Raw genomic sequence first — 13,840 nt, forward strand, 5'->3', positions numbered from 1 at the left:
TAGGCTGGGCGCATGATCGTTGGCATCGGCACAGACCTGTGTGTCGTCGCGAGGTTTGAGGCCATGCTGGCCCGGCGGCCCCGCCTGGCGGAGCGGTTGCTCACGGAGACCGAGCGGGCGCTTCCCGTCCAGTCGCAGGCCGCGCGGTTCGCGGCGAAGGAGGCCCTCGCCAAAGCCCTCGGCAGTCCTGGTGGGCTGCGCTGGCTGGACGCAGAGGTGGTCACCTCCGCCGCCGGGGCGCCGTCCTTCCGATTGTCCGGCACGGTTGCGGAGCGCGCCGCCGCCCTGGGGATCGGTGGCGTTCACCTGAGCATCTCGCACGACGGTGGGTTCGCCACCGCGATGGTGGTGTGTGAGTCATGACCAGGGCAGTGACGCAGGTGACCGCCGAGGACCTGGCGGCCTGGTGGCCGGTCCCCGGGGCCGACAGCCACAAATACACCCGCGGTGTGGTTGGCATTGACACTGGCTCCGAGGACTACCCGGGGGCAGCGTTGCTGAGCATCGCGGGGGCGCTGGGCGCCGGACCCGGCATGGCGCGATACCTCGGCACAGCGCCCCGTGATCTGATCTTGGGCAGGTTCCCCAGCGTCGTTCTGGTCCCTGGTCAGGTTCAAGCCCTGGTGGTCGGATCGGGCTGGGGGCAGCGCCCGGATGCCGAGGCGCGGCTGTCCGGGGCTGTGAGCCGGGGCGTTCCCCTGCTGGTCGACGCGGATGCCCTGCAGCTGCTCCCGGCGCACCTGCCCCCGGAGTCGCTGCTGACCCCCCACGCTGGGGAACTCGCCCGTATGCTGTCCATGCGTCGGGCCGAGGTGGAGGCGGACCCTGTTGCCGCAGCCCGTGAGGCTGCCCGTGCATTCGGGTGCGCGGTGCTGCTGAAGGGCGCGATGCAGCCTCTGGCCACCCCGGATGGGGAGGTGCGGCTCGCGATCCCGGGGCCGGCCTGGACCGCCCAGGCCGGTTCGGGGGACGTGCTGGCCGGGGCCTGCGGCACGCTTCTCGCGGCAGGCCTGCCTGCGTGGCGAGCAGGTCTGCTGGGAGCCAGCCTCCAGGCATTGACGGCGTCGCTTTTCCCGGGGCCACACACACCCGATGCCCAGGCTCGGCGGTTTCCCGAAGTCCTGGCGCAGACCATACAACCTGACCGACTCAGAAATACCCTCCTCTAAAACCTGGAGACTAATCCACAGCTGCTAGCAACCGGGCTCTGACATGGGGTTTCGTTGTTTTCGAAACCCCATGAATAAGCCTCGTTTCCCTGATTTTTAGGCCCATGTGGAAAGGGTTTGGTGTGGAGTGCCCGGCGTTTCGTGGACAGTGGTGAAAAACCTGAGTTTATTCGAACATGTGAGGTAAAATCTGTACTATGCCGGCTTCGAAATTTAGTAAAGAGTTTAAAGAACAAATCATCGCGGAGGTTCTTGAGGGGTCTCGGCCGATAGCGGAAGTGGCGAAGTCCTACAATCTGGTTCCGGCGAACTGTGGGTAACTGGGTGAGAATATGGCGGAAGCAGCATCCCGACCCAGGTATGGTAGAAGCCTCGTCGGATCAGGTGGCGGAACATCAAACGCTTGCAGGCCGAGGCTGGGTGAAGCGAAGACGGAGGGTTCGAGTTCAGAGATAAAGCGGCGGCCTTCTTCGCGCAGGAATCCCGGTAGCAGCGAAGAATGTGTTTATATACCTCCGCGAGGAAGGCAGCTATCCTGTGTATCTGATGTGCCGCTGGGCCAGCGTATCTCGTTCCGGCTACCACAAGGTGGCGGAATCAGGGCTTATCCGAGACGCAGAAACGCCGGGAAGAACTCACTATTTTAATTACGCATTTCTTCCACGAGTCTGAGCAAACCTACGGGTATCGACGTATCCACGCAGCTCTGGTTGAACGGGGAATCCACGCGAGCCCAGAGCTGGTGCGTCAGCTCATGCACCGGGCTGGCTTGGTGGCCTGTCAGCCCCGGAAACGGGTCCGTACCACCATCCCGGCCCAGGATCTTCACCACCGCCCGGATCTGGTGAAAAGGAATTTTACCGCCAACAAACCAGGGCAGAAATGGGTAGGCGATATCACCTACATCCCCACCTGGGAAGGATTCACTTATCTAGCAACCGTCATGGATTGCTACCCGAGATGAAGATCATCGGTTATGCGATCACTGGGAATATGCGCACCCGGCTTGTTGCCGAGGCTTTACACATGGCAGTCAGAAATTGCCCAGTAACCCGAGGTGAAACCGTCTTCCATTCGGATCGTGGTTCGCAATACACCTCAGCTGATTACGCGGAAATCATGAACACATATGGTATCCGTGCCTCGGTAGGTAGAACTGGGTCGTGTTACGACAATGCCGCAGCAGAATCATTTAATGCCACCTGCAAGAAGGAGGTAGTGAACCGGAAGATCTACCCAACACGGAAACACGCCATAAAGGATGTGACAGCCTGGATCGAGTTACGCTACAATCAGAAACGACTCCACTCGGCGTTAGGGTACCGAACCCCCAACCACGTCCACCAAGAATGGAGCCAACACCAGAAAGCAGCCTAGAAATCCCATTTTTCAGTAGTGTCCACAAAACCCATAGCACTCCAGTGCATTCAAGACGGCAGGTTTTGTTTTAAGAGGGCTATATCAAGGATGTGACATCCTGGATCGAGTTGCGATACAATCAGAAAAGACGTCACTTCGCACTCGGGTACAAAACCCCCAACCATGTCCATCAAGAGTGGACTGAAACCCAGATTCCAGCCTGAAAACCCATTTTTCACAAGTGTCCACAAAACCCATAGCAGTCCAGCTTGCTCTTTTGAGATAACCGGGTGCGAAAACAAACCATCACCTGAAAATGCCAGCACAAAACCCTGATGCCAGTGGAATCCTCGACCTATGCGCAGACGCCCACACCCGAGACCGGCCACCTACCTGCCGGATCACACACACCCGGCCTCCTCACCAGTATTCGCCCCTTACGCCACAACATCACCCAAGAACTTGCTCACGGAGCTGTTTGAGATTTCTCACTCCATGGTCAGCAGGCGTTGTCAACGCCTACACCCCACCCATCGCCGAGGTCCTCCACGTTCGGGTTCTCACCCTGGAAGACCCCCCGACCCAACAACTGAATCCTCGACCGACGCTCCCCCAGCCCTGCTGGTCCTGGCATCAGCCATCAGCATCCGGAGCTGTACTCGGGCAGAGAGCATCACACCACCGGAGCCCCCCATCCAGGTGGCCTGCATCCAGGCGGGAAGACCTACACAGGTTCCACAACCCCTCCCAGACACACACCCCACGACCTCACAGCGCTGAAGACTCCCGACTCCTCGACGTCATTCATCAAGCCACCCACACCGGCGATAAAGACCACACTCCAACACCAAGATTGACCACCCCGACCAAGAAACCCGCCAGTCATGAACCACACAACACCAAAAAGAAGTTCAATAAAAAGATCAACACCATCCCCCACCTCATAGAACAAACTCAAGGGGGCGGTTGAAGACCTGGCACATCCCCCACACCGACTACCACCAACCCATGAGGCTTAGTCAGAATGTGTTTCTGTAGAATTCGAGTGCGGCTACTGTGGTGATTGTTTCTGGGAATGTTGTGAAGGGTCTGCGGTAGTCGGTGTGGAGAATTCTCCAGGTTTTGAGGTTGGCGATGACTCGTTCGATCATGTAGCGTATCGCGTTTACTGACTTGTTGAACCTTTTTTCTTCTTCTGTGTGTTGTTGTTTCGGTTGGGTTCGGATGGGGGTGATCATGCCGAGTCCGATGTATCCTTTGTCGCCGATGAGTTGCCCGGTGGTGATGTGGTCGAGTAGGCCGGTTTCTTTGAGTGCGTGTGCGTCATGGGTGCGGCCGGGCATCGGGTCGGAGATGAAGGCGAGCCGTCCTGTCAGGTCGCATGCAACCTGGACGTTGACGCCGGTGGTTTTGTGTTTGCCGGAGTACAGTTCTGGCATGGTGCGCCATGACCAGGTCGGCAGTAGGGTGCCATCGACGATGAGTGGTTCGCTGACATCGAGGTCGTCGACCGTGGGGGTGCAGTCCTGCAGGGCCTGTCCCAGGATGGGCATCCAGGATGCGATGGTTCGAGAGATCGTTTTCTGGGAGACGTGGAACTGGTCGGCAATCTGGAGTGCTATGGGTTTTGTGGACACTACTGAAAAATGGGATTTCTAGGCTGCTTTCTGGTGTTGGCTCCATTCTTGGTGGACGTGGTTGGGGGTTCGGTACCCTAACGCCGAGTGAAGTCGTTTCTGATTGTAACGTAACTCGATCCAGGCTGTCACATCCTTTATAGCATGTTTCCGTGTTGGGTAGATCTTCCGGTTCACTACCTCCTTCTTGCAGGTGGCATTAAATGATTCCGCTGCGGCATTGTCGTAACACGACCCAGTTCTACCTACCGAGGCACGGATACCATATGTGTTCATGATTTCCGCGTAATCAGCTGAGGTGTATTGCGAACCACGATCCGAATGGAAGACGGTTTCACCTCGGGTTACTGGGCAATTTCTGACTGCCATGTGTAAAGCCTCGGCAACAAGCCGGGTGCGCATATTCCCGGCGATCGCATAACCGATGATCTTTTTCGAGTAGCAATCCATGACGGTTGCTAGATAAGTGAATCCTTCCCAGGTGGGGATGTAGGTGATATCGCCTACCCATTTCTGCCCTGGTTTGTTGGCGGTAAAATTCCTTTTCACCAGATCCGGGCGGTGGTGAAGATCCTGGGCCGGGATGGTGGTACGGACCCGTTTCCGGGGCTGACAGGCCACCAAGCCAGCCCGGTGCATGAGCTGACGCACCAGCTCTGGGCTCGCGTGGATTCCCCGTTCAACCAGAGCTGCGTGGATACGTCGATACCCGTAGGTTTGCTCAGACTCGTGGAAGAAATGCGTAATTAAAATAGTGAGTTCTTCCCGGCGTTTCTGCGTCTCGGATAAACCCTGATTCCGCCACCTTGTGGTAGCCGGAACGAGACACTCTGGCCCAGCGGCACATCAGATACACAGGATAGCTGCCTTCCTCGCGGAGGTATATAAACACATTCTTCGCTGCTACCGGGATTCCTGCGCGAAGAAGGCCGCCGCTTTTTTCAAAAACTCGATCTCCATCTTCGCTTCACCCAGCCTCGGCCTGCAAGCGTTTGATGTTCCGCCACCTGATCCGACGAGGCTTCTACCATACCTGGGTCGGGATGCTGCTTCCGCCATATTCTCACCCAGTTACCCACAGTTCGCCGGAACCAGATTGTAGGACTTCGCCACTTCCGCTATCGGCCGAGACCCCTCAAGAACCTCCGCGATGATTTGTTCTTTAAACTCTTTACTAAATTTCGAAGCCGGCATAGTACAGATTTTACCTCACATGTTCGAATAAACTCAGGTTTTTCACCACTGTCCACGAAACGCCGGGCACTCCAATCGATGCTTGTGTGCGGTTGGATCGCAGATAGATCAAGGCCACAACAACACACTTGTACAGTCCTAGTGTGGGTTTCCGTCCTGCTCGGGAGGCTGGTGCCTCGCGGAGGTCATGGATGCGTGCGACAAGGTCGGTGATCTGTTCGCTGCTAAGACCTGTGCTAGAGTACATGGGAAGGCTCAACTTTCGATTGACTGTGTTGGTACTATCAATTATTCAGGAAGTTGAGCCTTCCTCGCGCATACCGACACGCACAACACGTCAATTAACTATTGCAGCCACCGATTCTGACTAAGCCTCCATCACAACCCTCACTACCACCATCAACACCATCCTCAGAATCATATCCACCTACACCCCGCGGTGGTGTCATAGGGTCGTAGCAACAGTGTTTGTTAGGGAGGGGTTGTTGGTGCGGCGGTTGTTGACGGTGACGGATCGGGCTGGGATCGCGAGGGGTTTGGCGGAGGGGTGTGGGTTGCGTGAGATTGCTCGGCGGATTGGTAGGGATGTGTCGGTGGTTTCGCGGGAAGTGGCCCGGAATCAGGGTGAGACGGGGTACAAGTGTGTGGCTGCTGATGTAGCTGCGCAGCGGCGGCGTGCCCGGCCCAAGCTCCGCAAGTGGAGTGCCCGGCGTTTCGTGGACAGTGGTGAAAAACCTGAGTTTATTCGAACATGTGAGGTAAAATCTGTACTATGCCGGCTTCGAAATTTAGTAAAGAGTTTAAAGAACAAATCATCGCGGAGGTTCTTGAGGGGTCTCGGCCGATAGCGGAAGTGGCGAAGTCCTACAATCTGGTTCCGCAAACTGTGGGTAACTGGGTGAGAATATGGCGGAAGCAGCATCCCGACCCAGGTATGGTAGAAGCCTCGTCGGATCAGGTGGCGGAGAACAAGCGCTTGCAGGCTGAGTTGCGTGAAGCGAAGATGGAGATCGAGTTTTTGAAAAAAGCGGCGGCCTTCTTCGCGCAGGAATCCCGGTAGCAGCGAAATATGTTTATATTCACCGCGAGGAAGGCAGCTATCCTGTGTATCTGATGTGCCGCTGGGCCAGAGTGTCTCGTTCCGGCTACTACAGATGGCGGAATCAGGGTTTATCCGAGACGCAGAAACGCCGGGAAGAACTCACTATTTTAATTACGCATTTCTTCCACGAGTCTGAGCAAACCTACGGGTATCGACGTATCCACGCAGCTCTGGTTGAACGGGGAATCCACGCGAGCCCAGAGCTGGTGCGTCAGCTCATGCACCGGGCTGGCTTGGTGGCCTGTCAGCCCCGGAAACGGGTCCGTACCACCATCCCGGCCCAGGATCTTCACCACCGCCCGGATCTGGTGAAAAGGAATTTTACCGCCAACAAACCAGGGCAGAAATGGGTAGGCGATATCACCTACATCCCCACCTGGGAAGGATTCACTTATCTAGCAACCGTCATGGATTGCTACCCGAGATGAAGATCATCGGTTATGCGATCGCCGGGAATATGCGCACCCGGCTTGTTGCCGAGGCTTTACACATGGCAGTCAGAAATTGCCCAGTAACCCGAGGTGAAACCGTCTTCCATTCGGATCGTGGTTCGCAATACACCTCAGCTGATTACGCGGAAATCATGAACACATATGGTATCCGTGCCTCGGTAGGTAGAACTGGGTCGTGTTACGACAATGCCGCAGCGGAATCATTTAATGCCACCTGCAAGAAGGAGGTAGTGAACCGGAAGATCTACCCAACACGGAAACATGCTATAAAGGATGTGACAGCCTGGATCGAGTTACGTTACAATCAGAAACGACTTCACTCGGCGTTAGGGTACCGAACCCCCAACCACGTCCACCAAGAATGGAGCCAACACCAGAAAGCAGCCTAGAAATCCCATTTTTCAGTAGTGTCCACAAAACCCATAGCACTCCAAAGATTGATGCTGATCTGGTGTTGAAGCAGCGGGTGATTGCTGATCTTCGGAGGTCTCGTACACCACGTCAGATCGCGGGAAGATTACGTGCTGAGGCTGGGGGTGACAGGCTTGAACCGTGTCAGGGTTCCCCCACGGCCCAAGGAGCGAGCGTGTCTCATGAAGCGATCTACACCTGGATTTATGCGATGCCGAAGAAGACGCTGCGGGAGCACGGTGTCATGCTCGGGTCGAAACGCACTAGCCGTCAGTCCCGGCGTCGTTTGGGTGAGCGGAAATCCCCGATTGTGGGAATGGTCAGTATCGATCAGCGGCCTCAGGAGGTTACAGGACGGAAGGTTCCCGGTCATTGGGAAGGAGACTTGATCATCGGCGCCTACGGCAGAACAGCCGCGATCACCCTCGTCGAACGAACCACCCGGTTCGTCACGATCCTCGCCCTGCCGAAGGGCAAGAACGCAGACGGGGTGTGTGACGCCCTGATCGACCACATCACTGGGCTGCCCGAATTGATGAAGGGCACCCTGACCTGGGATCAGGGCTCTGAGATGGCCCGGCACGCCGCGTTCACCATGGCCACCCAGATGCCGGTGTACTTCGCCCATCCCCACTCTCCCTGGGAACGCGGCAGCAATGAGAACACCAACCGACTCATCCGTGACTACCTGCCCAAAGGCACTCCCATCCCCCAACACCAGCCCTATCTCACAGCCATCGCCGAAGAACTGAACGAACGCCCCCGAGCCACCCTCGGCTACCTCACCCCACGAGAAGCTTTCCAGAAACTACTCGTTGCTTCCACCACTTGACACCGCCCGCGAATAAGCCTCAAAACCCCCAGCCATGTCTGTCGGGAGTGAAGTCAAACCCAGACCCTGGAGGGTTATTCGGGTCTGTCTGATTAACGGTGTGTAGGGTCCGGTGGTTTTCATCAGTGGGTGGTTCGGTTGAACCGTTCAGCGAAGGTGATTGCGAACGCGTTGAGTGCGGGCTTCCACCTGATCACCCAGCGTGCCCGGCTCCCGCTGGTGGGGTCAAGGGAGCGGGTCACTAGGTACAGGCACTTCAATGCGGCTTGCTCGTTGGGGAAGTGCTCACGGGCCCGCATGGCCCGGTGGTACCTCGCGTTGATGGACTCGATGGTGTTGGTCGTGTAGATCACCTTCCGGTTCTCCATGTCGTAGGCTAGGAACGGTACGATACTGCGCCCACGTGTTGCGCCACAGCTGCACGATCGCCGGATACCGGTCGCCCCACTCGGTGGCGAACTCGGCAAACCGGTCCTTGGTCGCTTGCTCGGACGGGGCCGTGTACACCGGTTTGAGGGACTTCACGATCGCGTCGCGGTGCTGCCGGCCGGCGTAGCGGAAGCTGTTGCGGAACCAGGTAGATCGATGCACTGCTGCACGATGGTGTGTTCCCAGGTCGTGTTGATCGCCTCAGGGAGTCCCTTCAACCCGTCACACACCGCGATCATCACCTCGACGATGCCTCGGTTCTTCACCTCCGAAAAGATCTGCAGCCAGAACCGGGCACCCTCAGCACCGTCACCAGCCCAGATCCCTGTGGATGTCGCGTTCCCCGTTCATCGTGACACCCATGACAACGTAGAACGGGGTGTTACGGACTTGACCGTCGCGGACCTTCACGTGCGAATCGCGCCGGGCGAAGATCACCGGGTAGACAGGATCCAACGGCCGACTCGACCACTCGGCGAGCTCACCGACGATCTTCTCGGTGATCCGGCTGATGGTGTCCTTCGACACCCTCGCTCCGTACACCTCCTCGAAGTGGGCAGCGACTTCACCGGTGGTCAGCCCGCGGGCGGTCAACGACAACACGATCTGATCGATGCCGTCCAAACGTCGCTTCCGTTTCGGGACGATGATCGGCTCGAAGGAGCCGTCACGATCACGGGGTACCACCGGTCTCGACCGGCCCGATCTGGGTCAACACCGTCTTGACGCGGGTGCCGTTGCGCATGTTCGCCTCGATCGGCGTGCCACCGTGCTCGTGACCCAGATGCTCGGTCAACTCGGCGTTCAACGCCGCCTCCAGGACGTTCCTTGGTGAGCTGGTTCAACAACCCTCCCGGGCCGACCAGACTCACCCCCTGTTCCCTGGCCTGCGCCAGCAGACACTCGGCCAGGTCCTTCTGATCGATGATCTCTCCGGTCACGGGATCGATCATCTCGTCTTCCATCATGTCGGTCGTGTCAGCCACAGCCATCTCCTCTCGAATCAGACCGGACCCCACACACCGTTAATCAGACAGTCCCACAACTGGCAGGCACTCGAAGGTGGCCCGGGATAGGAGCCGAGTCGTGCGGCCGCACCACAACTTGGAGTTGGTGTGGAGATGATGCTGAGGGTCTGGTGCAACCGCTACGGGCTCGCGGGCGGGTAAAGTTCGTCGAGATAAAATCCAGGGCTTGGACGGCAAAGAGGGAATGATGTGACTGCTTGGCGGGATATACCTAACGGTGGCCCTGTGGCTAGCTGGGAGACAGCGCCTGCGTCGACGGCGGGCTGCTGGTGCTGACTCACTCATCGCCTGACTTCCGTCGACTGTTGGTCATCTCTTTTGTCAGTAGCTTCGGCGAGTGGATGAGTCTGATGGCACTCAGTTACATCGTCTTCATCGCCTCTGGCCTGACCGCCCTCGGCATCCTGACGTCGGTACCGGTGGTAGCAGGCACGGCACTGTCCCCGTGGGTCGGTGCCTGGGTCGACCGACTGAACGCCCGCCGTGTTGTGCTATTGACCACCATCGCCCTTGCAGTCGTCACCGCCGCGCTGCAATGGTACCAGCCGCTCGCCTACGTTCTGCTCCTGGCGGTCCGGCAAGTCCTCGGGGGCCTCATGTACACCGCACAGGGCCGTCTGGTTCCGGCGGTGGTCCCCTCAACGGAGCTCGAACGAGGAGCTGGGCTACTAAATGGAGCCGACCGGATCGGCGCCGGGCTAGGGCTCGCCGTCGGGCCGGTCTTGGCGGCTCAACTGGGCCCAACGGTCTTCCTTGTCAACAGCGCCACCCTCCTTCTCGCCTCGGCACTTTTCTGGGGCTTGCGTGCAGACGTCGCGCCGGCACCCACCGGGAAACACGGACGTACCGTGCGTGAGGCCCTGCCGTGGCTTCGCTCGAACGCCATTGTTCTCGCCCTCTACTGTCTCGGCTCGATTCTGTGGGGGCTGAGGGACATCGGCACCCTGCCGGTTGTTGAGCAACGCCTCGGTCTCGATATCGCGACCTGGTCGGGTGCGTTCGCGGCCATCGCTCTGGTTGGAGAGGTACTCGGTGCCGCCGTCCTCGCCTGGCACAACCCCGACGTCCGGACCCACGGGCTACAGATCGTCGGCGGACTAGTGGTGGCACTGGCCCTGACGATCATGCTCCCCGCCCTGGTCGTGTGGCTCCCGCTTGTTGTAGCGGTCAAAGTGGTCGAGGGTCTCGCATCCAACCTCCTCGGCTCCGTGGCTACGATCGTGTTGATCTTTCAGGCACCAGAGGGGCTGCGTGGTAGGGTCGCCGGAGTGTTGTTTTCACTTACCATGTCGGTACTCGCCATGTCGAAGCTTGTTTGGGGGTACGCGATCGATCAGTGGGGCGTCGTTCTAGTCTACGTTGGGGCGCTCGTGGTCACAGTCGTTGTTGTTTTCGCTCTCTCGGCCGCCGGGTTCGGTGAGTCGAAGCAGCTCGGGCGGTCTCGCCCATCCGATTCCTGAAGTGGGGGACCGCTTGGACAACAGAGAGAGGAAGAATCAAGTGGTAGTGGCGAAGACCGACCAACCGCGGCACAAGGTGTCCGAGAACGTCGAGCTGTTGCTCTACAGCGGGTTCGCAGTCATGCCCGAAGCCCCCTCGCTCAACGAGGTCGAGGCATGTCGGGGCGCCGTGCACGTGCTACACGCCAGCGCGCCTGGCAGCCAGGCGAAGTGCACCTCTCCGGCTGATCCCCCTCATACTGTAAGGCAACCCGACAGGGCGCAGCGATCCCAGGGGATCTCCTGCATCGGTCGTACTCGACGTGGCGTATAAGCTGGACAGCTAGGGCACGATGACGACTAACACGGTTCACCATCACCCCGGGCCGATACCGTCGTCGGCCGCTGCACGTTCCTACGCCGGCAAGAGCGTGTTAGTGACCGGTGGGAACGGCTTCATCGGCGCGAACCTCACAGCAGTGCTTTTGGCGGCTGGTGCGCGCGTCACTGTAGCCGACCTAGATTGCACGCCGAGCCGGGCCTCCGCGCTCAGTTGCCAGGGTCTGCTGGATCACCCAAAACTGCGGATGGTCGAGCTTGACGTTCTTGATGCCAACGCGCTGCGCGCTGAGATGGTTCGCACGCGCCACGATGTGATCGTGCATCTGGCTGCGTGCTCAGTGATCGAGCGGTCCGCAATGCAACCGCACGAGGCGATCCGAACCAACGCGATGGGGGTGGTGACTCTGCTCAGCACCTTGCTCGAAGATGATGTCCCGGTGCCCGATTCGATTGTGACGATCTCAACCGACAAGGTCTACGGTGAGTCGGGGAATGAGCCAACGGACGAAGGCGCACCCTTGGGGGGGCTTGGAGTCTATGAAGCAGGCAAGGCCGCAGGCGATATCCTCGCCCGCGCCTTCCACGCCACGCGCGGGCTTCCTGTAACCGTCCTGCGACCGTGCAATGTCTACGGCCCGCATGACTACGGCGGCTCACGCCTGATACCAAGGGCCCTGAGCGCTCTTTACGCGCACGATGAGCCGCTCCCGCCGCAGCTGTACGCGGACTCGGTGCAGCACAGTCGCGATTTTTTATACATCGAAGACGTCATCGAGATGGTGTTAGCGGCGGGAACGTCGTCAGCAGCCATTGGCGAGGTATTCAATCTGGCGGGCAAGTTTAATGCGGCCCCGGCGGAGATCCTCGACCTATTGGTCCAGTGCGCGGCGGAGTGGGAGACCGGCTTCGACCGAACCCGCGCCCAACGCATCCGTGACAACGGTGTGGTGGTCGAGCCGTCTTCGCCGCCGCCCGGCACGCTCGTCATCTCGACGCAGCGTATCGACGGTAGGAAGCTGTCCCGGACGCTGGGGGTTGTCCCCGTCGTCAGCATTGAAGAGGGTTTGCGTCGCACGATCGCCGTCTACCGCGACCATTACCGGGAGGGGCGCGGATGAGCGACGCATGGTCCGGACTACGTTGTTTGGTGACGGGCGGGGCGGGGTTCGGCGGTCGTCGCTTGGTCGACGAGCTCATCTGCAAAGGCGCCGAAGTTACGGTCCTCGACCGTCGTCTCGGCACTCGTGCTTGTCCTGAAGTCGACTATGTCGTTGGGGACGTCCGCGACGACGCGCTGGTGCGCACGCTGCTGCGGACGCGGCACGTCGACGCTGTGTTCCACCTCGCTGCCGAGGCGCTGGTGCCTTATAGCGTGGCGCACCCGGCTGAAGTCTTGGACGTAAACGCGCGCGGTACCTACGTGATGCTCGAGGCGTGGCGTCAGGAGCGCCCGGATGCCCGGTTCATCTTTGCTTCCAGCGGCGCGTATTACGGCGATACCACCTCGTCGGAGCCACTTCCCGAGTCCGCCAGCCCGCTAGCCGCTGCCAATTTGTACGCCTCCTCTAAGGCCGCCGCCGACCTCGCGGTGCAGGGGTACGCTGCGACCTACGATCTACGTGCAGCCGTGTGCCGCTTCATGAACACCTATGGCCCTGGTGATACACATCGCTCGCGCCTAGTCCCGCGGGCGCTCGCCCTGCTTGCCAGCGCAGGACCCTTCGACTTTGGCAACCGCGACGATGGTACGAGCGCCCTGGACTTTCTCTACATCGACGACATGGTGAGCGGCTACCTCGCGGTCGCTGAACACCTTGAGTACGGTGATAGTGGGGCGTTTAATTTCGGCTCGGGTCGATGTGTGCCGATCGCGGAGGTGGCCACCCGGGCGAGCGTAGTCTGGGATGGCCTGTCCCGAGTGCCGGTGTTCTCCGGCGCTCGGCGGGCAGCACCCCGGCGCAAGTGGCTCGACATCCGCAAGGCACGAGACCTCCTCGGGTGGGAGCCAAGAACAGACCTCGATACGGGGCTTGCGGCCACAGTCCGCTGGTTCCGTGAGGCCAAGCGTGGATGCTGACGGTCGATTTGGTCCTTGACGTTGACGCACTGCGACATAGAGCGTTCCCCGCGTCACCCGTGAGCTGGCCTATCTTGCACATGCGGCGGTGGCATTGTTGCTTGCTGTAACGGTCGATGCCATTACCGGCCTCGCCCAGCGCGCCGGCCCGCGCGGCCAGTTCGAGTACCTGTTGGGGGACGCCGGGTCGCAGGTACGTGGGCTGGCCGCAGCCATGCTGGCGGTGTCGGCCGACGAGGTCGCCCTTGTGCCGTTCACCTCGGCCGGACTATCAATGGTGGCCGCAGGGCTGGAATGGTGACCGGGCGACAACACCGTGGTTGAGGCTGGCGACTTCCCGTCCAACACCTACGTGTGGCGGGCACTACG

General features: G+C 59.5%; 15 protein-coding genes and 3 pseudogenes. 14 read left to right on the forward strand and 4 right to left on the reverse strand.

What is annotated here, in order from left to right; all coding sequences use genetic code 11:
* Positions 1-12: 12 nt before the first annotated feature.
* The 5 genes and pseudogenes from SK1NUM_RS04760 to SK1NUM_RS04780 all read left to right on the forward strand — a co-directional run bounded on the left by SK1NUM_RS04760 (position 13) and on the right by SK1NUM_RS04780 (position 2,546).
* A complete protein-coding gene (locus SK1NUM_RS04760; RefSeq protein ID WP_212325984.1) occupies positions 13-363 on the forward strand; it encodes a holo-ACP synthase in 351 nt (116 codons plus the stop codon).
* Positions 360-1,169, forward strand: a complete 810-nt coding sequence (locus SK1NUM_RS04765; RefSeq protein ID WP_212325986.1) for an ADP-dependent NAD(P)H-hydrate dehydratase — start codon at positions 360-362, stop codon at positions 1,167-1,169. Before SK1NUM_RS04760 ends, SK1NUM_RS04765 begins: the two co-directional genes overlap by 4 nt.
* Positions 1,170-1,366: 197 nt before the next feature.
* Entirely contained in the window at positions 1,367-1,489 is a 123-nt protein-coding gene (locus tag SK1NUM_RS15425) for a transposase (protein WP_212325988.1), read from the forward strand.
* A gap of 314 nt (positions 1,490-1,803) precedes the next feature.
* Positions 1,804-2,133: pseudogene (locus SK1NUM_RS04775) on the forward strand (IS3 family transposase); the annotation flags it as partial.
* The gene (locus tag SK1NUM_RS04780; RefSeq protein WP_212325990.1) at positions 2,130-2,546 is read left to right on the forward strand and encodes an integrase core domain-containing protein; all 417 of its coding nucleotides are present in this window, start codon (positions 2,130-2,132) and stop codon (positions 2,544-2,546) included. The pseudogene SK1NUM_RS04775 and the gene SK1NUM_RS04780, both read left to right, overlap by 4 nt.
* A 1,001-nt stretch (positions 2,547-3,547) precedes the next feature.
* Here SK1NUM_RS04780 and SK1NUM_RS04785 read toward each other — a convergent pair.
* The 3 genes and pseudogenes from SK1NUM_RS04785 to SK1NUM_RS15430 all read right to left on the reverse strand — a co-directional run bounded on the left by SK1NUM_RS04785 (position 3,548) and on the right by SK1NUM_RS15430 (position 5,359).
* Positions 3,548-4,165: a transposase family protein gene (locus SK1NUM_RS04785; protein ID WP_212325997.1), complete on the reverse strand. Its 618-nt coding sequence runs from the start codon at positions 4,163-4,165 to the stop codon at positions 3,548-3,550.
* Positions 4,166-4,183: 18 nt separating this feature from the next.
* Positions 4,184-4,960, reverse strand: a pseudogene (locus SK1NUM_RS04790) (IS3 family transposase); the annotation flags it as partial.
* 276 nt (positions 4,961-5,236) lie between these two features.
* Complete coding sequence (locus tag SK1NUM_RS15430; RefSeq protein WP_212325988.1) at positions 5,237-5,359, reverse strand: transposase; 123 nt, start codon at positions 5,357-5,359, stop codon at positions 5,237-5,239.
* A 506-nt stretch (positions 5,360-5,865) separates the two neighbouring features.
* Between SK1NUM_RS15430 and SK1NUM_RS15435 the strand changes: the two genes are divergently transcribed.
* The 5 genes from SK1NUM_RS15435 to SK1NUM_RS04820 are packed head-to-tail and all read left to right on the forward strand — an operon-like array spanning position 5,866 to position 8,156.
* The gene (locus SK1NUM_RS15435; RefSeq protein ID WP_223927946.1) at positions 5,866-6,207 is read left to right on the forward strand and encodes a helix-turn-helix domain-containing protein; all 342 of its coding nucleotides are present in this window, start codon (positions 5,866-5,868) and stop codon (positions 6,205-6,207) included.
* Entirely contained in the window at positions 6,132-6,419 is a 288-nt protein-coding gene (locus SK1NUM_RS04805) for a transposase (RefSeq protein WP_212320937.1), read from the forward strand. The genes SK1NUM_RS15435 and SK1NUM_RS04805 overlap by 76 nt, the downstream gene beginning before the upstream one ends.
* Complete coding sequence (locus SK1NUM_RS04810) at positions 6,410-6,889, forward strand: IS3 family transposase (RefSeq protein WP_212327510.1); 480 nt, start codon at positions 6,410-6,412, stop codon at positions 6,887-6,889. Before SK1NUM_RS04805 ends, SK1NUM_RS04810 begins: the two co-directional genes overlap by 10 nt.
* Positions 6,886-7,302 carry an integrase core domain-containing protein gene (locus SK1NUM_RS04815; RefSeq protein WP_212326000.1) on the forward strand — a complete coding sequence of 139 codons (417 nt, stop codon included), beginning with the start codon at positions 6,886-6,888 and terminating at the stop codon, positions 7,300-7,302. Before SK1NUM_RS04810 ends, SK1NUM_RS04815 begins: the two co-directional genes overlap by 4 nt.
* The gene (locus tag SK1NUM_RS04820) at positions 7,275-8,156 is read left to right on the forward strand and encodes an IS30 family transposase (RefSeq protein ID WP_223927818.1); all 882 of its coding nucleotides are present in this window, start codon (positions 7,275-7,277) and stop codon (positions 8,154-8,156) included. Before SK1NUM_RS04815 ends, SK1NUM_RS04820 begins: the two co-directional genes overlap by 28 nt.
* Before the next feature lie 122 nt (positions 8,157-8,278).
* On the opposite strand, the pseudogene SK1NUM_RS15440 reads toward SK1NUM_RS04820, so the two are convergent.
* Positions 8,279-9,538 (reverse strand): annotated as a pseudogene (locus tag SK1NUM_RS15440) (IS256 family transposase).
* Positions 9,539-9,882: 344 nt separating this feature from the next.
* Between SK1NUM_RS15440 and SK1NUM_RS04830 the strand changes: the two are divergent.
* From SK1NUM_RS04830 to SK1NUM_RS04845, 4 genes are all read left to right on the forward strand, one after another.
* The gene (locus SK1NUM_RS04830) at positions 9,883-11,073 is read left to right on the forward strand and encodes an MFS transporter (RefSeq protein ID WP_223927820.1); all 1,191 of its coding nucleotides are present in this window, start codon (positions 9,883-9,885) and stop codon (positions 11,071-11,073) included.
* Positions 11,074-11,405: 332 nt separating this feature from the next.
* Complete coding sequence (locus SK1NUM_RS04835; protein ID WP_212326017.1) at positions 11,406-12,512, forward strand: NAD-dependent epimerase/dehydratase family protein; 1,107 nt, start codon at positions 11,406-11,408, stop codon at positions 12,510-12,512.
* On the forward strand, positions 12,509-13,471 hold the full coding sequence (locus SK1NUM_RS04840; RefSeq protein WP_212326018.1) for an NAD-dependent epimerase/dehydratase family protein: 963 nt from the start codon (positions 12,509-12,511) through the stop codon (positions 13,469-13,471). Before SK1NUM_RS04835 ends, SK1NUM_RS04840 begins: the two co-directional genes overlap by 4 nt.
* 97 nt (positions 13,472-13,568) lie before the next feature.
* Complete coding sequence (locus SK1NUM_RS04845; protein ID WP_212326020.1) at positions 13,569-13,772, forward strand: hypothetical protein; 204 nt, start codon at positions 13,569-13,571, stop codon at positions 13,770-13,772.
* The last annotated feature ends 68 nt before the right edge of the window (positions 13,773-13,840 follow it).

The organism is Arachnia rubra, from assembly GCF_019973735.1.
Taxonomy (GTDB): Bacteria; Actinomycetota; Actinomycetes; order Propionibacteriales; family Propionibacteriaceae; genus Arachnia; species Arachnia rubra.

What these genes read in the sequence shown, in the direction of transcription:
- SK1NUM_RS04760 (WP_212325984.1), top strand. Translation starts at nt 13, where the DNA reads ATGATCGTTGGCATCGGCACAGACCTGTGTGTCGTCGCGAGGTTTGAG.
- SK1NUM_RS04780 (WP_212325990.1), top strand. Translation starts at nt 2,130, where the DNA reads ATGAAGATCATCGGTTATGCGATCACTGGGAATATGCGCACCCGGCTT.
- SK1NUM_RS04840 (WP_212326018.1), top strand. Translation starts at nt 12,509, where the DNA reads ATGAGCGACGCATGGTCCGGACTACGTTGTTTGGTGACGGGCGGGGCG.
- SK1NUM_RS04765 (WP_212325986.1), top strand. Translation starts at nt 360, where the DNA reads ATGACCAGGGCAGTGACGCAGGTGACCGCCGAGGACCTGGCGGCCTGG.
- SK1NUM_RS04835 (WP_212326017.1), top strand. Translation starts at nt 11,406, where the DNA reads ATGACGACTAACACGGTTCACCATCACCCCGGGCCGATACCGTCGTCG.
- SK1NUM_RS15430 (WP_212325988.1), bottom strand. Translation starts at nt 5,359, where the DNA reads ATGCCGGCTTCGAAATTTAGTAAAGAGTTTAAAGAACAAATCATCGCG.
- SK1NUM_RS04805 (WP_212320937.1), top strand. Translation starts at nt 6,132, where the DNA reads ATGCCGGCTTCGAAATTTAGTAAAGAGTTTAAAGAACAAATCATCGCG.
- SK1NUM_RS04820 (WP_223927818.1), top strand. Translation starts at nt 7,275, where the DNA reads ATGGAGCCAACACCAGAAAGCAGCCTAGAAATCCCATTTTTCAGTAGT.
- SK1NUM_RS04815 (WP_212326000.1), top strand. Translation starts at nt 6,886, where the DNA reads ATGAAGATCATCGGTTATGCGATCGCCGGGAATATGCGCACCCGGCTT.
- SK1NUM_RS15425 (WP_212325988.1), top strand. Translation starts at nt 1,367, where the DNA reads ATGCCGGCTTCGAAATTTAGTAAAGAGTTTAAAGAACAAATCATCGCG.